The organism is Streptomyces glaucescens (assembly GCF_000761215.1).
GTDB lineage: Bacteria > Actinomycetota > Actinomycetes > Streptomycetales > Streptomycetaceae > Streptomyces > Streptomyces glaucescens_B.
In genome coordinates, this window is record NZ_CP009438.1 from 5110918 (window position 1) to 5131299 (window position 20382).

The window sequence follows — 20382 nt, forward strand, 5'->3', positions numbered from 1 at the left end:
CTGGCGCATGGGTCTGGTGGCGCGGTGCCGGGGGCCGTGTCGGGTTCTGCCCGCGGGCGGCTGCGGGTCGGTTGTGGTTGGTCGCGCAGTTCCCCGCGCCCCTTGGTGGGTGGGGTGGGCGTGGGTGTGTCGGCGCGCGGGTTCCGCGGGCCTGGTCGTGGGGTCGTATGGGCCTGGTCGCCGGGTCTCGGGAGGACCGTGTCGGGTTCTGCCGGCGGGCGGCTGCAGGTCGGTTGTGGCTGGTCGCGCAGTTCCCCGCGCCCCTTGGTGGGTGGGGTGGGCGTGGGTGTGTCTGGGCCGGGGGGTTCCGCCGGCCTGGTCTTGGTGTGGGGCGTCGGCCACCTGGAGAAGGTGGCCGGCGCCTTTTCGTACGGTGCGCGCGGGACAGACGGATCGCGAGCAGGGCTCGGACGAGTCGCCTCGTCGACCCGTTCGGGTCGTGGAGACGCACGGCACCGTCGGGTCGGGCGGGACCGGCCGGGTGCTGAGCGCCACCCGCCCGGCCGCTGCCGCCGAGTGCTAGATCCCCTGCCACTCCGGCTTGTTGGCGTAGGTGTGCCGGAAGTAGTCCACGAGCTTCAGCTTGGACGCCGCGGCCTCGTCGACGACAACCGTGGCGTGCGGGTGCAGTTGCAGCGCGGAGGCGGGACACACCGCGGCCACCGGCCCCTCCACCGTCGCGGCGACCGCGTCCGCCTTGCCCTCCCCGGTGGCCAGCAGCACCAGGTGCCGTGCCTCCAGGATCGTCCCGATGCCCTGGGTGATGACGTGGTGCGGGACCTGGTCGATGTCGCCCTCGAAGAAGCGCGCGTTGTCGATCCGGGTCTGCTCGGTCAGCGTCTTGATCCGGGTGCGCGAGGCGAGGGAGGAGCAGGGCTCGTTGAACCCGATGTGCCCGTCGGTGCCGATCCCGAGCAGCTGCAGATCCACCCCGCCGGCCTCGGCGAGCGCCCTGTCGTAGGCCGCGCAGGCCGCCTGGACGTCCTCCGCCTCGCCGTCGGGTCCCATGAACGCGTCCATCGACAGCCCCAGCGGCTCCAGCACCTCACGCCGCAGCACGGAACGGTACGACTCCGGGTGCGAGGAGGGCAGCCCCACGTACTCGTCGAGCTGGGCGATCCGCGCCCGCGATGCGTCCACGGCCCCGGAGCGCACCTTGGCCGCGAGGGCCTGGTAGATGGGCAGCGGCGTCGAGCCGGTGGCCACACCGAGCAGGGCATCGGGCTTGCGCCGGAGCAGCTGGGCCATGGCCTCGGCAATCAGCTCGCCGCCGGCCGGTGCGTCCGGAACGATGACAACTTCCACGCTGGGCCTGCCGATCTGAAGAGGGGACTCGAAGGCACCCGGGAGGGGCCATGTGGTTTAGACCAATCTGGAGACCAATCTAACAGAGCGGCGGTACCCGTTCCCAGGTGTCGTGGGCCGTTCGACGGAGGGGTGACGGCGGGATGAACCCGAGGGGGAGGCATGGTCCCGCCCGGCCCGCCATCTCGCTCCTGCCGCGCACCGACGCCCGGCCGGATCGCATCCCGCGAGGCGGCCGAGCGGCCGCCCGCCGGCTCAGGTCAGTGACCCTCCCGTCGCGTCGACCCAGCTGCCCGTGATCCACCGGCCGCCGTCCGAGGCGAGGAACGCCACCACGTCCGCGACATCCGCCGGCGCGCCCACCCGGCCGAGCGCCGATATGGCCGCGGCCTGGGCCCGGCCCTCCTCCGTGCCGAGGAGCCCGGCCGTGTTGTCGGTGGCGATGATGCCGGGAGCCACCGAATTCACCGTGATGCCCCGTGGGCCGAGCACCTTGGACAGGTCCCGGGTGAACACGTCCAGGGCGCCCTTCGTCATCGCGTAGGCCATCTTGTCCGGCATCACCGCGGTGCGGGCGAGCCCCGAAGAGATGTTGACGACCCGCCCTCCGTCGCGCAGCCGGGTGAGACCGTGCTGGACGATGAAGTGGGGCGCCTTCACGTTCACCGCGAAGACCCGGTCGAACTCGGCCTCGTCGATCTCCTCGAGGGCCGGCGCCGTGCCGATCCCGGCGTTGTTCACGATGATGTCCACGCCGTCCGCGTGCCGGTCGAACTCGGCCCACAGCGCCTCGGCGTCCCCGGGCCGTCCCAGCTCCACGCCGAGCGGGAAGGCCGCGCCGCCGGCCGCCTCGATCGCCGCGACCGTCTCCTTCGCCGCCGCCTCGTTCGTGCCGTAGTGCACCGCGACCCGCGCGCCGTCTCGCCCCAGCCGCTCGGCGATACCGCGCCCGATCCCCCTGCTCGCCCCCGTGACGAGTGCCGTCCTGCCGCTCAGCGCGCCCATGCCGACGCCCCCTCCGCAATTTGCTAGTGGTCGATACAGAAATGACCGTAGAGCACGCCTCTGTCATTTGTCTAGCGTCCGCTATAAAATCCACACCATGGTGAGCGCGCAGGACAACGAGGCGCGGAGCGCCCCGGCCGCCGGGCAGCGCGGCCGCGGCCGGCCCCGCTCCTTCGACCGGGAGACCGCCCTGGAGAAGGCGATCATGGCCTTCTGGGAGCACGGGTACGAGGCCACGTCCGTCTCCGACCTCACCCGCGCCATGGGGATCGGCGCCCCCAGCCTCTACTCCGCCTTCGGTGACAAGCGCGCCCTGTTCGACGAGGTCGTGCAGGTGTACGGCGTGCGGTACGGGTCGTTCGCCGTGCGCGCCCTCGCCGAGGAGCCCACCGCCCGGGCCGCCGTCGAGCGCACGCTGCGCGAGGCCGCCGCCGAGTACACCGCCCCCGGCCGCCCGCACGGCTGCCTCGTCGTCCACGCGGCGACCAACTGCACCACGCCCGAGGTGGAGCAGTCCCTGAGGGAGCGGCGCAACGCCAACATCGCGGCGTTCGAAAGCCGGATAAGAGCCGACATCGCCTCAGGGGTGCTGCCGCCCGGCACCGACGCGGCGGCGCTCGCCCGGCACGTGGGGGCCATGATCCAGGGCATGTCCCAGCAGGCGCGCGACGGCGCGAGCCGGGCGGAACTGGAAGCGCTCGCGGAAATTGCCATGTCCGTTTGGCCCCGCGGATGACCGGAGCGGGTTAGGCTTCCCAAGGCCGGGAAACGGCTGTCGGCCCCGCGCCGCACTGGTCTTCAGACAACAAACAGCTTCCGACGCATGGACACGCCGAGTGGTCTAGTCCACAATCGTTGCAGGCCACCGTCATGGGAACTCACCGTGCGGTAGTCCCGCGACGGCGGGACCATGCGGGGGAACAAGCATCCGTCTTCCCCGCACAGGAAGACGGACCGAGGAACCGGAGCTCTCTGCCCTGACTGCCCCGGCTCCTCATCCTTCGGCCGACCGGGACCGCACACCCCACGGCCGATATTGCTCCGGGCTGCGGTGCCGGGAGGGTTGAGGGTCCCTCCCAGGCGCCGCGGCCCGCGGGTGTCTCAGGGCCCCCGAAGCCGTGCGCCGGCGCCCGAGGCCGTACATTTCAGTGCCGTACGGGCCCCCGGGTACGCTCGCACCCGTGCCCTCCATGAACGAACTGGTCCGCCAGCACACCGCCCTCGACGACTCCGACCTCGAGTGGCTGCACCTGCTGGTCTCGGAGTGGCAGCTGCTCTCCGACCTCTCCTTCGCCGACCTGGTCCTCTGGGTCCCCACCCGCGACGGCACCCGCTATGTCTCCGTCGCGCAGATGCGGCCCAACACGGGCCCGACCTCCTACCAGGACGACATGGTCGGCCACCTGGTCCCGCGCGGCCGCCGCCCGATGCTGGACGTGGCGCTCGACGAGGGCCGGATCGTGCGCGAGGGCGACCCGGAGTGGCGCGAGGAGGTCCCCGTCCGGGTCGAGTCCATCCCCGTACGGCGGGAAGGACGCGTCCTCGGCGTCATCGCCCGCAACACCAACCTGCTCACCGTGCGCACCCCGAGCCGGCTGGAGCTGACCTACCTCCAGTCCGCCTCGGACCTCGCCCAGATGATCGCGGCCGGCGCCTTCCCCTTCGCCAACCAGCAGGTCGACATGGACGCCTCGCCCCGCGTGGGCGACGGCCTGATCCGGCTCGACGCGGACGGCATCGTCCAGTACGCCTCGCCGAACGCCCTCTCCGCCTACCACCGTATGGGTCTCGCCGCCGACCTGGTCGGCCACCACCTCGGCCGGACCACCGCCGAACTGGCCCCCACCCGCGGACCGGTGGACGAGGCGCTGGCCAAGGTCGCCAGCGGATGGGCGCCCCGCGAGTTCGAGATCGAGGCCAAGGACGGGGTGATCCAGTTCCGGGCGATCCCGCTCAAGCCCAAGGGCACCCGCATCGGCTCCCTGGTGCTGCTCCGGGACGTCACCGAACTGCGCCGACGCGAACGCGAGTTGATCACCAAGGATGCCACCATCCGGGAGATCCACCACCGGGTGAAGAACAACCTCCAGACGGTGGCCGCCCTGCTGCGCCTCCAGGCCCGGCGCATCGAGTCGGAACGGGGCCGCGCGGCGCTCGAAGAGGCCGTACGGCGCGTGGGCTCGATCGCGATCGTGCACGAGACGCTGTCCCAGAACCTCGACGAGCGGGTGGAGTTCGACGAGATCGCCGACCGCGTGCTGGCCATGGTCGCCGAGATCTCGCCGGGCAAGGTCACCGGCCGGCGCACCGGCCGCTTCGGCATCCTGGACGCCGAGGTCGCCACCCCGCTGTCCATGGTGCTGACCGAAGTGCTGCAGAACGCCCTGGAACACGGATTCCGGGAGGGTGACACCGGAACGGTGGAGGTCTCGGCGGTCCGCGGCGGCACCTCGAAGGAGGGCCGCCTCCTGGTCACCGTCCAGGACGACGGCGTCGGCCTGCCCCCCGGCTTCGACCCGCGCACCTCCGGCAATCTGGGCCTGCAGATCGTGCGGACGCTGGTCGAGGGGGAGTTGGGCGGCACCTTCGACATGGTCCCGGCCCCGGAGCGCGGCACGCAGGTGCTCCTGGACCTGCCGGTACGGGCGCAGAAGTAGGACGGACGGGACGGACGGCGAGCAGGACGCGGCAGCGGGACGGCGGACGGGGGAGCCGGCGGGCGCGCGGCCGGAGGAGAGGCCGGGGAGCGGGCGGGAAAGCAAAGAGCCCCGGACCGTGGTGGGTCCGAGGCCAGTGCTCGCTGCTGCTCTGCTCGTGTGCTAAGCGCATCGGGGTACTGCGCGCTGCGTGCTCGGGGGCGGGAGTTGCGTACTCGCTGTACGCGCCGCCAAGCTCAGGCTGTCAGCGGGGTGGGTGTGTCAGGCGGAGGCCTGACGGGCCCGGTTGCGGGCGGCGCGGCGCTTCATCGCGCGGCGCTCGTCCTCGCTGAGACCACCCCAGACGCCGGAGTCCTGGCCGGACTCGAGCGCCCACTGCAGACACTGCTCGATCACCGGGCAGCGACGGCAGACGGCCTTGGCTTCCTCGATCTGCAGCAGCGCAGGACCGGTGTTGCCGATGGGGAAGAAGAGCTCGGGGTCTTCCTCGCGGCAAACGGCGTTGTGACGCCAGTCCATGGCTGCTACCTCTCCTTGGTATTACGTGCAGATTGCTTGTGAATGTGAACGCTTTCACGAATCCCTCAACAAGTGAAGGGCCGACTGCCAGGTTCACTGGCGTGGTCCTTGGTTTGAGGAGGGGTTCCGGTGATCTGTGGGGCCGTTCCTGCGGGCCGTCCCGATCGCCACGTAGAGACTCGCAAACCTCAGCGGCGGATACAACCCCTTCCGGAAAGTTTTTTTTGATTCCTCGGTGTCGACTAGGTCACAGCCGTACTTCCATGGGGTGGATCCTGGCCTAAACGTTCGAGTGAAAGGACTTTGGCCCGTTCTGCTCACACAATCACACGCAGTGCACGGCGTACGCCTGTGAACGTCACGCTCGTACGCAGCCCCAGGTGGTCACCGTCCATCTGGAGGGGCAGGGGCACCTTCGAATGCAAGGTGAACTCGGTCAGATCGTGCAGGGACACGGCGTGCCTGCCCCGGGGTCCGCGCTCGGGGGACGAAGTGAGCAACTGGGTGCCATACCGGGCAACCGAGGCCGTCGACAGTCGGCTGAGACCGAACACGTCGAGACCCGTGTCGAACGAAGCCTTAGGCGACGCATACATGGGGCGATTGCCGAGGAACGTCCACGGGGCGGTGTTCGAGACTATGGACAGCACCAGATCCGACGCCAGCTCTTCGCCGTCCCGCTCCAGGGAGATCGTGCCGTGCCGGCGGTGCGGCTCACCGAGCAGCTGGCGCACCACCTGGCGGACGTAGAGGGCGTGCGTCGACTTCTTGCCGCGCTCGCGCTGCTGCTCGACCCGGCCCACCACGCCCGCGTCGAAGCCCAGGCCCGCGTTGAAGGTGAACCAGCGCGACGGGACGGACTCGTCCTCGGAGCCCGGGGTCCCGGAGGTCAGTCCCAGCCCGACCGTGCGCTCCCGGCCCTCGCGCAGCGCGTCCAGCAGGGCGCCGGTCGCCTCCACCGCGTCGTTCGGCAGCCCCAGCGCACGGGCGAAGACATTGGTGGAGCCGCCGGGCACCACGGCGAGGCGGGGCAGCCGGCCGGGGTCCGGGCCGTCGTGCAGCAGGCCGTTGACGACCTCGTTGACCGTGCCGTCGCCGCCGAGGGCCACGACCAGTTCGATGTCCTGGCTCTGCGCCGCATGCCGACCGAGGTCGCGTGCGTGGCCGCGGTACTCCGTGGTGACCGCGTCGAGCTTCATCTCGCTCGCGAGCGCGTGGATCAGGACATCGCGCGTACGTGCGCTTGTGGTGGTTGCCGCCGGATTGACCACGAGAAGTGCACGCATGGATGGCAGCGTACCTACTGGGGGGTACTTGGCCCAGACCGGAGTGGGGATCACGTGAGGGTTCCCGGCGTGAACCTCGACACGAGGGCGCGAGGCGGGTAAAGGGCGCCTCGCCGGCCCACGCGCGCCGGGGACCGGCTCCCGCTCCGTGCCGCGCGGCCCGTCATGCCGGTGCACCGCACCTCGCCCGCGCGGACCCCGTCCCGGCCGCTACCCTGCAAGGGTGAGCTCTGCCCAGAACCCCAGCCCCGAGACCGCCGACCTGACGGGCCCGCGTCCCGTCCGGCTGACCGCCGCGGCGGCCCTGGCCGGGCTGGAGGGCCTGGCGCTGGTGGCCGGCGGCGTCTGGATGCTCGTCCTCGGGCTGACCGGGGAGCCGGACGACCGCCGGCAGGCCGTCACCGGAGGCGTGACCCTGATCGTGCTCGCGCTGCTGCCGCTGCTCGCGGCGCGGGGGCTGCTGGCCCGCCGCAGCTGGAGCCGCGGACCCGCGATCATCACCCAGATCATGGCGCTGCCCGTGGCCTACAACCTGCTCCAGGCCGACAGCATGTCGATCCCCGCGGGCATCGCCCTGGCCGTCGTCGCCGTCGCCACGCTCGTGCTGCTGATCAACGCGGAGACGACCCGGGCCCTCGGCATCCGCGGGCCCGGCAACGCCGAGAAGTGAGCCGGGAAGCAACCGGCCCTTTCGGTCACTCCTCCACCAGCAGCTTCTCCCGCAGCTGCGCCAGCGTGCGCGCCAGCAGCCGGGAGACGTGCATCTGCGAGATGCCGACCTCCTGCGCGATCTGCGACTGGGTCATGTTGCCGAAGAACCGCAGCAGCAGGATCCGCTTCTCGCGCGGGGGCAGGTCCTCCAGGAGTGGCTTCAGCGATTCCCGGTACTCGACGCCCTCCAGCGCCTCGTCCTCCGCGCCCAGGGTGTCCGCGACCGCCGGTGACTCGTCGTCGGTGTCGGGGACGTCCAGGGACAGCGTGGAGTACGCGTTGGCGGACTCCAGGCCCTCCAGGACCTCCTCCTCCGAGATCGCCAGCTTCTCGGCCAGCTCGTGCACCGTGGGGGAGCGGCCGTGCAGCTGCGACAGCTCGGCCGTCGCCGTGGTCAGGGAGAGACGCAGCTCCTGCAGCCGGCGCGGCACCCGCACCGCCCAGCCCTTGTCGCGGAAGTGCCGCTTGATCTCGCCGACGACCGTCGGGGTCGCGTAGGTGGAGAACTCCACGCCGCGGTCCGGGTCGAAGCGGTCGACCGACTTGATCAGGCCGATGGTGGCGACCTGGGTCAGGTCGTCCAGCGGCTCGCCCCGGTTGCGGAACCGGCGCGCGAGGTGCTCCACCAGCGGCAGATGCATCCGGACCAGCCGGTTGCGCAGCTCCGCGTACTCCGGGCTGCCCTGCGGCAGCGAGCGCAGCTCGACGAACAGGGCGCGCGCCCCGCTGCGGTCCTGAGGGCCGTGGTGCGCGGGAGGCGCGCCCCGCGCGGCCACCGCGTCGTCCTCGGAATTTCGCTCGTGCTCGCTCATCGTCCCGCCCGTCGCCCTTCCCCGAGCCCGTCCCTCGGCCCGGACAGGGAAGCCCCCGCTTCGCCGCTCCAGAGGCGCGCCCTGCACGGCACTGTCCTGATCCCGCTGCCCGTCGCCGGGGAAGTCCGCCCGAGGGGAGTCCTCCTCCGGGTGCGGCCGGGCCTGCTCGGGGATGCCGTCGATGCCGTCCGCCATGCGCCGGGAACCGCCGGGGCCGCCCCGGGCACCCGCCGGACCGTCCGGTCCGGCGGGCCGGACCGCGCCCTCGGCCGGCAGCTCCCGTGTGCCGCGCTCTTCGTCCCGCACCGGACCGTCCCCGTTCCTCACGCCGGCCCGGGTCCCGCGCCGCGCTGTTTGTAGAGGCTGATCGAAACGGTCTTGTCGTCGTCCACGGCGGAGGAGACCTTGCCCGCCAGTGCGGACAGCACGGTCCAGGCGAAGGTGTCGCGCGAAGGGGCGTGACCGTCCGTGGTGGGCGCGGAGACGGTGACCTCCAGCGAGTCGTCGACGAGCCGGAAGACACAGCTGAGCACCGAGCCGGGCACGGCCTGCTGGAGCAGGATCGCGCACGCCTCGTCCACCGCGATGCGCAGGTCCTCGATCTCGTCCAGGGTGAAGTCCAAACGGGCCGCGAGACCGGCCGTGGCCGTCCGCAGCACCGACAGGTAGGCACCCGCAGCCGGCAGCCGGACTTCGACGAAGTCCTGGGTCGCGGGCTCGCCTGCGATCTGGGACACCCTCACCTCCAAGGTGGTACAAGCTCAACGGGGCCGAGGGTCGCCCCCCGGGGGTAACGCGATGTGTGGTGCAGCGGTGACGCTACCGCGCTCTCGATTTTCCTGTTCCTCGGGACCCCAACCCCCTGCTGTCACTCATAGTAAACACCCGAACACGCACAGTGGCTAGGGGGAGGGCGGACCCAATTCGGAACAGTGGGCGCCGGGTTGACGTACCCCGGCGTCAGACGCTCGAACCGTCCTGATCCGGGCCCGTGGAGCCCCGGGTCGCGAGCGGGTCACACCAGCACGTGGTCGACGAAGCACCAACGCCAATTCTCACCCGGTTCGAACGTCCGCATCACCGGGTGGCCCGACTTTTCATGGTGCTCCGTCGCGTGCCGCCCCGGCGAGGAGTCGCAGCAGCCGACGTGACCGCAGGTGAGGCAGAGCCGCAGCTGCACCGGGTGCGTACCGGCCGCCAGGCACTCCGGACAGGTCTCGCTCAGCGCGGCAGGTTCGGGGTGCGGCAGCGCGTCGGCATGCGTGCACTGTTTCATGATTGCCAGATTACGACGGGTGCGCGCGTGACCGCGCGGAAAACGAAGGCGGACGAGAGCCATGGACGTGATGCCCCTGCTGTTGCTGGTGGCCGGGAGCGCCGTGATCGCCGCGGCCGGCCGCCGCACACCGGTGCCGGCACCGCTGCTGCTGGTCGCGGCAGGACTGGCGGTGTCGTCCGTACCGGGCGTCCCCGAGTTCGCCCTCGACCCGCACGTCGTCCTGCCCCTGCTGCTCCCCCCGCTGCTGCACACCGCGGCCACCGACAGCTCGTACCTCGATCTGCGCGCCCAACTGCGGCCCGTGGCCCTGCTCTCGGTGGGCTACGTCCTCTTCGCCACCGTGGCCGTCGGCTGGGCCGCCCACCTGATCGTGCCCGGGCTGCCGCTGACCGCCGCGCTGGTGCTGGGCGCCGTCGTGGCACCGCCGGACGCGGTCGCCGCCACGGCGATCGCCCGCCGCGTGGGACTGCCCTCCCGGATCACCACCATCCTCCAGGGCGAGTCCCTGGTGAACGACGCGACCGCGATCACCGCCTACCGGGTGGCCCTCGCCGCGGCCGTCGGCGAGGGCGCCACCTGGCCCGAGGGCGTCGGCGACTTCCTCCTCGCCGCGGTCGGCGGCATCGGCATCGGACTGCTGCTGATGGTGCCGATCCACTGGCTGCGCACCCACCTCAAGGAGGCGCTGCTGCAGAACACGCTCTCGCTGCTGATCCCGTTCGTGGCGTACGCCGCCGCCGAGGAGGTGCACGCCTCCGGAGTGCTCGCCGTGGTGGTCGTCGCCCTCTACCTCGGTCACCGCGCGTGGGAGGTCGACTTCGCGACCCGGCTCCAGGAGGAGGCGGTGTGGAAGATGGTCGCCTTCGTCCTGGAGTCGTCGGTGTTCGCGCTCATCGGGCTCCAGCTGCCGGTGGTGCTGCGGGGCCTCGGGGACTACGAGGGCGCCGACGCCGCCTGGTACGCGCTCGCCGTCTTCCTCGTGGTGGTCGCCGCGCGGTTCCTCTGGGTCTACCCGGCGACCTTCCTGCCCCGGGCGCTGTCCGCGCGGATCCGCAAACGAGAGGACAACCCCACCTGGAAGGGGGCGTTCGTCATCTCCTGGGCCGGGATGCGCGGCGTGGTCTCCCTGGCCATCGCCTTCTCCATCCCGGTGACGGTGGACGGCGAGCACTTCCCCGGCCGCAATCTCATCCTCTTCCTGACCTTCACCACCGTCATCGGCACCCTCGTCGTCCAGGGCCTCACCCTGCCGCCGCTCATCCGCCTGCTGCGCCTGCCCGGCCGCGACCCGCAGGCCGAGACCCTGGCCGAGGCGAACGCCCAGGCCCAGGCCTCCCGAGCGGCCGAACAGCGCCTCGACGAGCTCCTCGCCGACGAGCGCAACGCCCTCCCGCAACCGCTCGCCGACCGGCTGCGGACCGTCCTGGAACGCCGCCGCAACGCGGTGTGGGAACGCCTCGGCCAGCCCAATCCGATCACCGGGGAGACCGCCGACGACACCTACCGCCGGCTCGCGCGGGAGATGATCGGCGCCGAACGCGAGGTGTTCGTCAAGCTCCGCGACCTGCGCTACATCGACGACGAGATGCTGCGGACCCTGCTGCGCCGGCTGGACCTGGAGGAGGCGGCGGCGTACCGGGAGGCCACCTGATGGGCACCGGCCCGTGCGCTCACCGGGACGAGGGGGGATCATTGACCCCGGTACGCGGGAACTGCGCAGCCGCGGCGATCGTGGAACACCTGGGAAGCGCGGAGACGCGGGACACGAGCGGGACTTGGCGACTCGGAGGGGTGCGGTGAGCGGCACCACACAGCGGTACTTCATCAGTTACGCGGGCGTGGACCGCTCCTGGGCCGAGTGGGTGGGGTACCACCTGGAGCAGGCCGGCCACCAGGTCACGCTCGACGTGTGGGACTGGCGCACCGGCGACGACTTCGTGCAGCGGATGGACGAGGGGCTGGTGCAGGCGGACGCCGTCGTGGCGCTGTTCTCCAAGTCCTACTTCGAGCCCGGCCGGTGGACCGGCGAGGAGCGGTCCGCCGTGCTCGCCCGCCGTGACCGTGTCATCCCGCTCGCCATCGAACCCCTCACCAACCACGACATCCCCCCGCTGCTCGCCAGCCGGGTCCGCAAGGACCTCCACGGGCTGGACGAGAAGGACGCCGTCGCGGCCCTGCTGGCGGCGGTCCAGGGAGGCGTGCGGCCCAGCAGCCCGCCACCGTTCCCGGGCGCGCCCGCCGCGCCGCGCGGGCCGGGCAGCCCGCCGCCGTACCCGGGAACCGTGACGGCCGCGCCGGCGGCGGCCGCCCCGGCGAAGCCGGACCAGCCGAAGACCGGGACGGCCTGAGCCGGCCGGGGCCCGGGACCGGGGTCCGCCTGTTCGGGCCGGGACCGGGACCGCCGGAACCAGCCGGAGACCGGGCGTGCCGCGGCACGGCCGTCGCCGCCGGCCTCACCGTGACCGGCCCGGGCCGCGCTCACGGCTGGGGCGCACCGGTGATCACGGCGGCCACCACGGTCCCCGGCGCGTACGCGCCCTCGTCCGCGAGGGCGACGAGGGCGTACAGCATCTTGGCGACATAGAGACGCTCCACGCCCTGGCCGTGCCGTCTCTCGAAGTCGTCGGCGAACCGGTGGAGTTCGGGTGTGGTCCGGGCGTACCCCCCGAAGTGGAACCGCTCGTCGAGCCGCCAGTCGCCCCGCGGCCCGCCGAACGCGCTGTGCTGCAACGCCCGTATCTCGTCGCCGAGGAAGCCTCCCTTCAGCACGGGTATGCCCAGCGCCCGCTGTCCCGGTGCCAGGCCCGCCGCCAGTCCGGCCAGCGTGCCCCCGGTACCGCAGGCGACCGCCACCACGTCGGCCCGCCCGCGCAGTTCCTCGCCCAGGGCCCGGCAGCCGCGGACCGCGAGGGCGTTGCTGCCGCCCTCGGGGACGACACGGGCATCCTCGGCGCCGGCCGCGCGCAGCACGCGCGCGAGAGTGGCCGGATCCGACTTGTGGCGATACGTCGATCTGTCGACGAAGTGCAGCCGCATGCCGTCGGCCGCGCACCGGGCGAGGGTGGGGTTGAGGGGGCGTCCGGCCAGTTCGTCGCCGCGGACCACGCCGATCGTGGGGATGCCGAGCAGGCGGCCCGCGGCGGCGGTGGCGCGCAGATGGTTGGAGTACGCGCCGCCGAAGGTCACGATCGGCCGGCCGTCCGCCGCCGCGAGATTGGGCGCGAGCTTGCGCCACTTGTTGCCGATCAGGTCGGGGTGGATGAGGTCGTCCCGCTTGAGCAGCAGCCGCACGCCGTGCCGGGCGAACCGCTCGTCCCGTATCTCCTGCAGGGGGGAGGGGAGCCGCGGGCGCAGGGCGGCTAGGGCGTCGTCGCTGGTCACCGCACCATTGTCACCCGATCCGCGGCCCACGTCCCGGCGGTCTCACTTCAGCCGGGCGCGGATCCGCTCGCGCATCGACTCCATGGTGAAACCGCGCGGATCGACCTTCCCGGGCTGCCACTCCTTGTGCCCGATGACCGACCGCTCCGTCCACCCGTGGTGGCGGCAGACCGCGGCGGCGGCCCGCTCCGCGGCCTCCAGCTGGGCGCTGGGCCAGGGATCCTCGCCGTCGCCGAGGTTCTCGCACTCGAAGCCGTAGAAGTGGCGGTTGCCGTCGGTGTTCGCCTCGTTCTCGGGCGGCAGCGCCTTCTCCGCGATCACCGCCCGCAGGACCTCGTCGTCTCCCAGCCCGGCGTGGTTGGCCCGGCCGTGGCCGACGAGGTGGACGGTGCCGTCCTTGGTGATGACGCCGTGGCACAGCGGCCCCGGCAGGCCCGCGTGGCCCCGCCGGCACAGCTCGACGGTGTACTCGCTGCCCCGGGTGACCGTGTGGTGCAGCATCACGCCGTGGACGGGCCCCCACGGTCCCTTGTGATTGCGGTTGTGGTGCCGCCAGTCGCCGACTTCGACGACCGTGACGCCTTCCGCCCGCAGCACGTCGAGGAACCGGTCCGCGGACATGGGTGAGGCCATGGTGCGCCCCCTTCGCTGGTGCGGGGCGGCCGCCCTCCGCGACCGCCCGTACCGCTGCTTCTACCGAAGCGCGGGGACGCGGAACCATCCGTTCGCACAGCGTGCGAGCCGATCCGGACAGAGCGCTTCCGGATGTGCGCCCGGGCGGACCCGGTGGGGATCCCTATGTGTGCCCCGGGCCGCGGTGATCCATTCCCCCTCTTTCGTGTAATAGCACGAGCACGTTGAGTGATGGAAGGCTTGGTCGCGAGATCGTGAGATCGGTGCCCGGCGCAGATCGCTGCCAGGCATGACCGGGAGGGCAATTTTCTATGTCGGTAGGCGAAGAGGTCCGCACGGAGCAGAACAGGCCGCAGCAGAGCCTCGGCACGGCTGCCGCGCGGAACCTGGCCACCACCACCAAGTCCGTTCCGCAGATGCAGGAGATCAGCTCCCGCTGGCTGCTGCGCAACCTGCCCTGGGTGGACGTGCAAGGCGGTACGTACCGGGTGAACCGACGGCTGACCTTCGCGGTGGGCGACGGACGCATCACCTTCGTGAAGACCGGTGACCGCGTCGAGGTCATCCCCGCGGAGCTCGGCGAACTGCCCGCGCTGCGGTCGTACGAGGACGAGGAGGTGCTGACCGAGCTGGCCCGGCGCTGCGAGCAGCGGGAGTTCGCCGCGGGCGAGGTGATCGCCTCCTTCGGCAGCCCCACCGACGCGGTCTACCTCCTCGCGCACGGCCGCGTGGAGAAGGTCGGTACGGGCCCCTACGGCGAGGACGAGAGCCTGGGCGTCCAGGCCGACGGCTCCTACCTGGGCGACCAGGCCCTGCTCGGCGGGGACGGCATCTGGGAGTACACGGCCCGCGCGGTCACCCCGTGCACCGTCCTCGTGCTGTCCCGGCAGCACTTCCAGCAGGTCGCCGAGCGCTCCGAGTCCCTCAGCGGCCACCTCGAGCAGCTGCGCTCGCTGCCCCAGCAGCGCACCAACAAGTACGGCGAGAAGGCGATCGACCTGGAGGCCGGCCACACCGGTGAGCCGGACATCCCGCACACCTTCGTCGACTACGAGAGCCGGCCCCGCGAGTACGAACTGAGCATCGCCCAGACCGTGCTGCGCATCCACACGCGCGTGGCGGACCTCTACAACCAGCCGATGAACCAGACCGAGCAGCAGCTCCGGCTCACCGTGGAGGCGCTGAAGGAACGCCAGGAGCACGAGCTGGTCAACAACCGTGAGTTCGGCCTGCTCCACAACTGCGAGTACGACCAGCGGATCCAGCCGCACGACGGGGTGCCCGGCCCCGACGACATGGACGAGCTGCTCAGCCGGCGGCGCGGCACCAAGATGTTCCTCGCGCACCCGCGGGCCATCGCCGCGTTCGGCCGCGAGCTGAACAAGCGGGGCCTGGTGCCCGAGACGATCGACATCGCCGGCAACCGCATCCCCACCTGGCGGGGCGTGCCGATCTACCCGTGCAACAAGATCCCGGTCACCGAGGCGCGCACCACCTCGATCATCGCGATGCGTCTCGGTGAGGCCGACCAGGGAGTCATCGGTCTGAGGCAGTCCGGCATCCCGGACGAGATCGAGCCCTCCCTGTCGGTGCGGTTCATGGGCATCAACGAGCAGGCGATCATCAAGTACCTGGTGACGGCGTACTACTCGGCGGCCGTGCTCGTCCCGGACGCCCTCGGTGTCCTGGAGAACGTCGAGATCGGCCGCTGGGGGTGACCTTCCTGGCCACGCGTCCGTGTCCCCGCGTCCCCGGGCGGGTAGATCTTCCGGGTACACGCCTGTCCGGAACGGACTCGCCACCGTCCGCGCGGCCCGTGAGGGGGAACCTGTGACCGAGTCCATGACGCAGGCCGAGCCGCGCCGCGCCGGGACGCGCGGCGCCGTCACCGGTTCACGCCCTGCGGCTTCGCACCGAGGCGCCGACACGCGTGAAAGGCGGACTCCCATCGCGACGGACCCGGACCCGGACCGGTGCCCCGACCCCGATGCGGGCACGGACCCGGACGCACGCACGGGCGCCGGCGAGGGCACGGACCCGGACAGCCGACCGGGAGGGTCCACCGGAGACGAGGCCGCGGTGATCCTCGACCGCGCCCGCGCGTCGGTCGGCCCCCAGCTGCGCTCGGCCGTGGACTCCTTGCCGGGTGCGATGCGCCGGATCGCGCGCTACCACTTCGGCTGGGAACACGTCGACGGCACCCCGGCAACCGGCAACCCGGGCAAGGCGATACGGCCCGCCCTCGTCCTCACCGCGGCCGCCGCACTCGGGGGCCCGGGCGCCCGGGCGGCGGCCGTGCGGGCCGCCGCGGCGGTGGAGCTGGTGCACAACTTCACGCTGCTGCACGACGACGTGATGGACCGGGACACCACCCGCCGGCACCGCCCCACCGCGTGGACGGTGTTCGGCGACGCCGCCGCGATCCTCGCCGGTGACGCCCTCCAAGCCCTCGCCCTGCGACTGCTCGCCGAGGACCCGCACCCGGCGTCGGCGCCCGCGGCGGCCCGGCTCGCGGCCTGTGTGGTCGAGCTCTGCGAGGGCCAGCACGTGGACACCGCGCTGGAGCGGCGCGCTCCCGCCGAGGTCGCCCTCGACGAAGTGCTGGCCATGGCCGAGGCCAAGACCGGGGCGCTGCTGGGCTGCGCGTGCGCGCTGGGCGGGCTCTACGCGGGGGCGTCCGCCGAGGACGTCGAGGCGCTGGACGCGTTCGGCCGGGAGGCCGGGCTCGCGTTCCAGCTGATCGACGACGTGATCGGCATCTGGGGCGACCCCGGCCGCACCGGGAAACCGGCCGGCGCGGATCTCGCGGCCCGCAAGAAGTCCCTGCCGGTGGTCGCCGCGCTGGCCTCCGGCACCCCGGCGGCCGCGGAACTGGCCGAGCTGTACCGAGAGCCGTACGACGGCGGCGACCTGGAGCCCACCGTCGTCGCGGTGGAACGGGCGGGCGGCCGGGACTGGGCCCAGGGCCAGGCGGCCGATCACATGGCCCGGGCGGTGCAGGAACTGGCCCGCGCCGTCCCGGACCCGGAGGCGGCGGGCGGCCTCCTCGCCCTCGCGGAGTTCGTCACCCGCAGAACCGCCTAGGCACGCCCCCAGACCCCGGAGCACCCGGCACCGTGCGGCTCCTGACCCCGGACGGTGACCGGGGGCTCCGGCCCATGGGTCCCGCACTTCCCCACGGTGTGCGGGACCCGCCCCGCCCCCCGCCGCGACCGGCACTGCGCCCGCGACCGGCTAGGCTCAACGGCCGTAACGGCTCGGCACGTCGAGGCTAAGGGGCGGGAATGGGTGTGGCGATCCGGACGGCGGGGGAGAGCGACCGGGAGCTGGTCGTCCGGCTGCTGGACGAGTCGTTCCGGGAGGACCCGGTCAGCCGCTGGGTCTTCCCGGGCGGCGCGTACCTCGCCCGCACCCATCACAAGCTCATGGCCGCCTTCACCGACATCGTGCTCGCCGCCGGATGGGTGGACGTCACCGAGGACGGCTCGGCCTGCGCGCTCTGGCTCCCGGTGGCCGCGGCCGACCCGGCCGGCGCGGGGCCCGACGATGACGGGCCCGCCCAGGTCAGAGCGGCCGTCGACCCGGCGAACGAGCGCGTGGAACTGATCGGCCGGCTCACCGCGGGGATCCATCCCGCCGACCGCGCCCATGACTACCTGTGGATGATCGGTGTGGCGCCGCAGCGCCAAGGCGAGGGCCTCGGCACGGCGCTCATGACACAGGTCCTCGACCGCTGCGACCGTGAGGGACGGCCGGCCTACCTGGAGGCGAGCAACACCGGCAGCCGCCGGCTGTACGAGCGGCTCGGCTTCACCGTGATGACCGACCGGGTGCTGACCCTGCCCGACGGTCCCACGATGTGGCCCATGTGGCGCGAGCCGCGCGGCTGATCCGGCGTCACCCCTCCGGCACCACCGCCGTCACGATCCTGGCGATCAGGCCGTCCGGGACGGGCGTCCCCGCCAGTACGCCGTCCAGCACGCCCGGGAGCGTGGTCAGTTCGACCATCAGCCCGAGCATGGCCAGGTAGAGCACCACGACCGTCGTGTCGCCGCCCGGCAGTCCCGCCTCGCGGTGGAACGTCATGCCGGTCTCCAGCTGGGAGCGGACCGACGTGGTGTACGACGCGTGCAGTCCGGGGCGGCGGGTCGCTTCCAGGCGCAGTTCCAGGAGGGCCAGATAGCCGGTGCGGTCGCGGGTCACCCGGCCGATCAGGTCGTGCATCAGTGCGGTGACCAGGGCGCGGTCCTTCGGCGCGCGCATCAGCTCCTCCAGCACCCGGGGATCGGGCGCCAGCCGGGCGTGCACCCGGGCGTCGATCTGGGCCAGCAGATCGTCGCGCCCGGCGAAGTAGTTGGACGCGGTGCCCACCGGAACCCCGGCCTCCGTGTCCACGGCGCGGAACGTGAGGCCGCGCGCCCCCTCACGGGCGAGTACCTCGATACCGGCGTCCACGAGGGCGGCCCGGCGCTCCGGATTCCTGGCCATGCGGAACTTCCTCTCCCACTTGTCACCCGAGACGAAAAAGGCTTGCAACCACTACATGTGAAGTACTACAACTGGAGTGGTCACGGTGGCGCAGCCTACGAGAAGAGGCCCACTTGCGAAAGCTCACCTACTTCATCGCCTGTTCGATCGACGGGTTCATCGGGGACCCGGAGGGCGACGCGTCGTCGATGCTCCGCTTCGTCGACGAGGAGTTCGTCTCCTTCCTCAAGGAGGAGTATCCGGAGACCATGCCGACCCAGGGCCGCCTGGCGTTCGGCATGGACGACCTGCCGAACAAGCGGTTCGACACCATCATCCAGGGCCGCAGCAGCTACGACCTGGCCCTGAAGGAGGGCATCACCAGCCCCTACGCCCATCTGCGCGAGTACGTCGCCTCGCGCACCCTGACCGAGTCGCCCGACCCGAACGTCGAGATCGTCGCCGACGACCTGCTCGGCAAGGTCCGCGCGCTCAAGGCGGAGGACGGCCCGCTCGGCATCTACCTGTGCGGCGGCGCGCGGATCGCCGGCGAGCTGATGGACGAGGTCGACGAGATCGTCATCAAGACCTACCCCCTCGTCTACGGCTCGGGCATGCCGATGTTCCGCTCGGGCTTCGCAGTCACCGAGTTCGCCCTGGAGTCGGTGCGCGGTCTGAACAACGGCGTCGTGGTGAGGACGTACGGCAGGAAGCGGTGAGGGGCGGTCGTCCGGCGGCGGGCGCGCGGGCGTCGGCCGTCCTACCCTGAGGACATGGGCAGCGAACAGCACGCCTGTCCGGTCTGCGGGCAGCCCGTCGAGACGGTCGTCCGGCGGCACAAGACGCTGGGCGCCTGGGTGCCGACCTGGGTGGCGGGCTCGTGCCGCAACCCCCGGTGCGAGGTGTCCGCCCGAGGCGACGCCGGCACGGAGCGGCCCGGGCGCTCCGCCGCGCCGGCACCGTCCGCCCGGGAGGCGCGGCACACCGGTCCCGCCCGGGAACCGGACGCGGGCCCCGGTCGCGGCCCGGCGCGCGGCCCCTGGGCAGAGCACTGAACCCGTATCCGAACCGAGGAGCGCGCCCATGAAGTACCTGGTCGTCGTACAGGGCACCCAGGCGGACTACGAGGGCATGCGCGGCAAGGCCACTCCGCACGCCCCCGTGTGGTCCGAGGACGACGTGAAGGCGATGTACGCGTACATGGGGGCGATCAACGCCGAACTGGCCGAGACCGGTGAGCTGGTCGACGCCCAGGGCCTGGCCGAACCCGCCCGCATCCGGCTGGTCACGCGGGGCGCGCAGGGCCGCACGGTGGTCGTCGACGATCCGTACGACGTGGCGGAGGTGCTGCCGGCCGGCTACTGGGTGCTGGACTGCGCGAGCCTGGAGCGCGTCACGGAGATCGCCGAACGCGTCATCCACTGCCCCGCTCCGGACGGCGTCCCGGACCTGCCGGTGGTGATCCGGCCCATCATGGACGGCATCGACGACGTCCGGGCCACCCCGGAGCGCTAGACCGCGCCCGGCAGGCCGCCCGACTCCGGGTCGCGGCCCGTCAGGCAGTACGTGCCGCCCGCCGGGTCGCGCAGCACCGTCCAGTGGGCGCCCCGCGACACCGGTACCGCACCGAGCCGTTCGTGGTCCGCGCGGGTCGCCTCGACGTCCACGCAGGCGAGGTCGAGGTGCGCGGCGACCGGCCGCTCGTCACCGAGGCGCTGCAGCAGCACCCGCACCGGCAGTCCGCCCGGCGGCACCACCGCGTGAAACTCCGGCAGCGACCCGGGCCGGGACGTCCAGTCGGACAGCAGTGCGCTCCAGAAGGCGACCTCGGCGGCGTAGCGCGACGGCGGGACGTCGACGCAGACCTGGTCCAGACGGCTGCCGCGCACCACGGGCGGCCGCACCGACTCCCCGTCCCAGGGCACCGCGCAGAACGCCTGCCCGGCGGGTGACCGCAGCACGGCCCAGTCCTGGTGGTCGGCGACCGTCCGCGCGCCCAGCCGCAGCGCGCCGTCGACGAAGCGCCGGACGTCCTCCACGGCGAAGTCCAGGTGGGCCCCGCCGTTCCCGGAGTCCACCCCCTGGAGCTTCACGCAGGCGTCGGCCCCGCCGGCCGGCAGCAGCGTGGCGAACTCGCCGCGCTCACCGCGGGGCTCGGACAGCCGGGTGTCCGTCACGGCGGTCCAGAAATCGCGGGCCCGGCCGAGGAGGGGAGCGGGGCGGTCGATGAAGGCGTATGTCCAGCGGATGGTCATGCGCGTGATCGTAGAAGCAAGCAGCGCGCGGGCTCCGCGGATTTCCCGTGCGCCCCGAGGAGAGGACTCCCG

The 20382-nt window shown here is 72.3% G+C and carries 22 protein-coding genes; 11 read left to right on the top strand and 11 right to left on the bottom strand.

Annotation, left to right across the window (positions count from 1 at the left end; all coding sequences use genetic code 11):
- Positions 1 to 519: 519 nt before the first annotated feature.
- Both nagB and SGLAU_RS22260 read right to left on the bottom strand, forming a co-directional pair.
- Complete coding sequence (gene nagB / locus SGLAU_RS22255; protein WP_043504029.1) at positions 520 to 1305, bottom strand: glucosamine-6-phosphate deaminase; 786 nt, start codon at positions 1303 to 1305, stop codon at positions 520 to 522.
- 255 nt (positions 1306 to 1560) lie between these two features.
- A complete protein-coding gene (locus SGLAU_RS22260) occupies positions 1561 to 2310 on the bottom strand; it encodes an SDR family oxidoreductase (protein ID WP_043504030.1) in 750 nt (249 codons plus the stop codon).
- A 97-nt stretch (positions 2311 to 2407) separates the two neighbouring features.
- Between SGLAU_RS22260 and SGLAU_RS22265 the strand changes: the two genes are divergently transcribed.
- Positions 2408 to 3046: a TetR/AcrR family transcriptional regulator gene (locus SGLAU_RS22265; RefSeq protein WP_043504032.1), complete on the top strand. Its 639-nt coding sequence runs from the start codon at positions 2408 to 2410 to the stop codon at positions 3044 to 3046.
- Between the two features lie 454 nt (positions 3047 to 3500).
- Positions 3501 to 4967, top strand: coding sequence for a sensor histidine kinase (locus tag SGLAU_RS22270; RefSeq protein WP_043506904.1), 1467 nt, complete (start codon positions 3501 to 3503; stop codon positions 4965 to 4967).
- 261 nt (positions 4968 to 5228) lie between these two features.
- Here the strand turns inward: SGLAU_RS22270 and SGLAU_RS22275 are convergent, their stop codons facing one another.
- Both SGLAU_RS22275 and SGLAU_RS22280 read right to left on the bottom strand, forming a co-directional pair.
- Positions 5229 to 5486 (bottom strand): WhiB family transcriptional regulator, encoded by a 258-nt coding sequence (locus SGLAU_RS22275; RefSeq protein WP_003992873.1) that lies wholly within the window; start codon positions 5484 to 5486, stop codon positions 5229 to 5231.
- Positions 5487 to 5803: 317 nt separating this feature from the next.
- The gene (locus SGLAU_RS22280) at positions 5804 to 6772 is read right to left on the bottom strand and encodes a diacylglycerol/lipid kinase family protein (RefSeq protein WP_043504033.1); all 969 of its coding nucleotides are present in this window, start codon (positions 6770 to 6772) and stop codon (positions 5804 to 5806) included.
- Between the two features lie 223 nt (positions 6773 to 6995).
- On the opposite strand from SGLAU_RS22280, the gene SGLAU_RS22285 reads away from it, so the two are divergent.
- Positions 6996 to 7442, top strand: coding sequence for a hypothetical protein (locus SGLAU_RS22285; protein ID WP_043504034.1), 447 nt, complete (start codon positions 6996 to 6998; stop codon positions 7440 to 7442).
- Positions 7443 to 7467: 25 nt separating this feature from the next.
- Here the strand turns inward: SGLAU_RS22285 and SGLAU_RS22290 are convergent, their stop codons facing one another.
- The 3 genes from SGLAU_RS22290 to SGLAU_RS33845 form a co-directional block, all read right to left on the bottom strand.
- Positions 7468 to 8601 carry an RNA polymerase sigma factor SigF gene (locus SGLAU_RS22290; protein ID WP_078958068.1) on the bottom strand — a complete coding sequence of 378 codons (1134 nt, stop codon included), beginning with the start codon at positions 8599 to 8601 and terminating at the stop codon, positions 7468 to 7470.
- Between the two features lie 17 nt (positions 8602 to 8618).
- Positions 8619 to 9032 carry an anti-sigma factor gene (locus SGLAU_RS22295; protein WP_015657891.1) on the bottom strand — a complete coding sequence of 138 codons (414 nt, stop codon included), beginning with the start codon at positions 9030 to 9032 and terminating at the stop codon, positions 8619 to 8621.
- A gap of 278 nt (positions 9033 to 9310) precedes the next feature.
- Positions 9311 to 9571: a UBP-type zinc finger domain-containing protein gene (locus SGLAU_RS33845; protein WP_078957837.1), complete on the bottom strand. Its 261-nt coding sequence runs from the start codon at positions 9569 to 9571 to the stop codon at positions 9311 to 9313.
- 61 nt (positions 9572 to 9632) lie between these two features.
- Between SGLAU_RS33845 and SGLAU_RS22300 the strand changes: the two genes are divergently transcribed.
- On the top strand, positions 9633 to 11225 hold the full coding sequence (locus SGLAU_RS22300) for a Na+/H+ antiporter (RefSeq protein WP_043504036.1): 1593 nt from the start codon (positions 9633 to 9635) through the stop codon (positions 11223 to 11225).
- Positions 11226 to 11370: 145 nt separating this feature from the next.
- Positions 11371 to 11922: a toll/interleukin-1 receptor domain-containing protein gene (locus tag SGLAU_RS22305; RefSeq protein WP_043504038.1), complete on the top strand. Its 552-nt coding sequence runs from the start codon at positions 11371 to 11373 to the stop codon at positions 11920 to 11922.
- 130 nt (positions 11923 to 12052) lie between these two features.
- Here the strand turns inward: SGLAU_RS22305 and SGLAU_RS22310 are convergent, their stop codons facing one another.
- Both SGLAU_RS22310 and SGLAU_RS22315 read right to left on the bottom strand, forming a co-directional pair.
- Entirely contained in the window at positions 12053 to 12955 is a 903-nt protein-coding gene (locus SGLAU_RS22310; RefSeq protein ID WP_043504039.1) for a 1-aminocyclopropane-1-carboxylate deaminase/D-cysteine desulfhydrase, read from the bottom strand.
- Positions 12956 to 12997: 42 nt separating this feature from the next.
- The gene (locus tag SGLAU_RS22315; RefSeq protein ID WP_043504040.1) at positions 12998 to 13588 is read right to left on the bottom strand and encodes an N-acetylmuramoyl-L-alanine amidase; all 591 of its coding nucleotides are present in this window, start codon (positions 13586 to 13588) and stop codon (positions 12998 to 13000) included.
- Between the two features lie 311 nt (positions 13589 to 13899).
- Here SGLAU_RS22315 and SGLAU_RS22320 point away from each other — a divergent pair, with 311 nt between their 5' ends.
- The 3 genes from SGLAU_RS22320 to SGLAU_RS22330 all read left to right on the top strand — a co-directional run bounded on the left by SGLAU_RS22320 (position 13900) and on the right by SGLAU_RS22330 (position 17478).
- Positions 13900 to 15306, top strand: a complete 1407-nt coding sequence (locus SGLAU_RS22320) for a family 2B encapsulin nanocompartment shell protein (RefSeq protein ID WP_043504041.1) — start codon at positions 13900 to 13902, stop codon at positions 15304 to 15306.
- 112 nt (positions 15307 to 15418) lie between these two features.
- On the top strand, positions 15419 to 16672 hold the full coding sequence (locus SGLAU_RS22325) for a family 2 encapsulin nanocompartment cargo protein polyprenyl transferase (RefSeq protein ID WP_043504043.1): 1254 nt from the start codon (positions 15419 to 15421) through the stop codon (positions 16670 to 16672).
- Positions 16673 to 16872: 200 nt separating this feature from the next.
- Entirely contained in the window at positions 16873 to 17478 is a 606-nt protein-coding gene (locus tag SGLAU_RS22330) for a GNAT family N-acetyltransferase (RefSeq protein ID WP_043504045.1), read from the top strand.
- Between the two features lie 7 nt (positions 17479 to 17485).
- On the opposite strand, the gene SGLAU_RS22335 is transcribed toward SGLAU_RS22330, so the two are convergent.
- Positions 17486 to 18076, bottom strand: a complete 591-nt coding sequence (locus SGLAU_RS22335) for a TetR/AcrR family transcriptional regulator (RefSeq protein ID WP_043504046.1) — start codon at positions 18074 to 18076, stop codon at positions 17486 to 17488.
- 113 nt (positions 18077 to 18189) lie between these two features.
- Here SGLAU_RS22335 and SGLAU_RS22340 point away from each other — a divergent pair, with 113 nt between their 5' ends.
- The 3 genes from SGLAU_RS22340 to SGLAU_RS22350 are packed head-to-tail and all read left to right on the top strand — an operon-like array spanning position 18190 to position 19570.
- The gene (locus SGLAU_RS22340) at positions 18190 to 18774 is read left to right on the top strand and encodes a dihydrofolate reductase family protein (protein ID WP_043504049.1); all 585 of its coding nucleotides are present in this window, start codon (positions 18190 to 18192) and stop codon (positions 18772 to 18774) included.
- A 54-nt stretch (positions 18775 to 18828) separates the two neighbouring features.
- Positions 18829 to 19110 (top strand): hypothetical protein, encoded by a 282-nt coding sequence (locus SGLAU_RS22345; RefSeq protein ID WP_043504051.1) that lies wholly within the window; start codon positions 18829 to 18831, stop codon positions 19108 to 19110.
- Positions 19111 to 19138: 28 nt separating this feature from the next.
- The gene (locus SGLAU_RS22350; protein WP_043504053.1) at positions 19139 to 19570 is read left to right on the top strand and encodes a YciI family protein; all 432 of its coding nucleotides are present in this window, start codon (positions 19139 to 19141) and stop codon (positions 19568 to 19570) included.
- Here SGLAU_RS22350 and SGLAU_RS22355 read toward each other — a convergent pair.
- Positions 19567 to 20310 (bottom strand): VOC family protein, encoded by a 744-nt coding sequence (locus SGLAU_RS22355; protein ID WP_043504055.1) that lies wholly within the window; start codon positions 20308 to 20310, stop codon positions 19567 to 19569. The genes SGLAU_RS22350 and SGLAU_RS22355 overlap by 4 nt on opposite strands.
- Positions 20311 to 20382: the final 72 nt, after the last annotated feature.

What these genes read in the sequence shown, in the direction of transcription:
- SGLAU_RS22260 (WP_043504030.1), bottom strand. Translation starts at nt 2,310, where the DNA reads ATGGGCGCGCTGAGCGGCAGGACGGCACTCGTCACGGGGGCGAGCAGG.
- SGLAU_RS22265 (WP_043504032.1), top strand. Translation starts at nt 2,408, where the DNA reads ATGGTGAGCGCGCAGGACAACGAGGCGCGGAGCGCCCCGGCCGCCGGG.
- SGLAU_RS22270 (WP_043506904.1), top strand. Translation starts at nt 3,501, where the DNA reads ATGAACGAACTGGTCCGCCAGCACACCGCCCTCGACGACTCCGACCTC.
- SGLAU_RS22275 (WP_003992873.1), bottom strand. Translation starts at nt 5,486, where the DNA reads ATGGACTGGCGTCACAACGCCGTTTGCCGCGAGGAAGACCCCGAGCTC.
- SGLAU_RS22280 (WP_043504033.1), bottom strand. Translation starts at nt 6,772, where the DNA reads ATGCGTGCACTTCTCGTGGTCAATCCGGCGGCAACCACCACAAGCGCA.
- SGLAU_RS33845 (WP_078957837.1), bottom strand. Translation starts at nt 9,571, where the DNA reads ATGAAACAGTGCACGCATGCCGACGCGCTGCCGCACCCCGAACCTGCC.
- SGLAU_RS22300 (WP_043504036.1), top strand. Translation starts at nt 9,633, where the DNA reads ATGGACGTGATGCCCCTGCTGTTGCTGGTGGCCGGGAGCGCCGTGATC.
- SGLAU_RS22315 (WP_043504040.1), bottom strand. Translation starts at nt 13,588, where the DNA reads ATGGCCTCACCCATGTCCGCGGACCGGTTCCTCGACGTGCTGCGGGCG.
- SGLAU_RS22320 (WP_043504041.1), top strand. Translation starts at nt 13,900, where the DNA reads ATGTCGGTAGGCGAAGAGGTCCGCACGGAGCAGAACAGGCCGCAGCAG.
- SGLAU_RS22330 (WP_043504045.1), top strand. Translation starts at nt 16,873, where the DNA reads ATGGGTGTGGCGATCCGGACGGCGGGGGAGAGCGACCGGGAGCTGGTC.
- SGLAU_RS22335 (WP_043504046.1), bottom strand. Translation starts at nt 18,076, where the DNA reads ATGGCCAGGAATCCGGAGCGCCGGGCCGCCCTCGTGGACGCCGGTATC.
- SGLAU_RS22345 (WP_043504051.1), top strand. Translation starts at nt 18,829, where the DNA reads ATGGGCAGCGAACAGCACGCCTGTCCGGTCTGCGGGCAGCCCGTCGAG.
- SGLAU_RS22350 (WP_043504053.1), top strand. Translation starts at nt 19,139, where the DNA reads ATGAAGTACCTGGTCGTCGTACAGGGCACCCAGGCGGACTACGAGGGC.
- SGLAU_RS22355 (WP_043504055.1), bottom strand. Translation starts at nt 20,310, where the DNA reads ATGACCATCCGCTGGACATACGCCTTCATCGACCGCCCCGCTCCCCTC.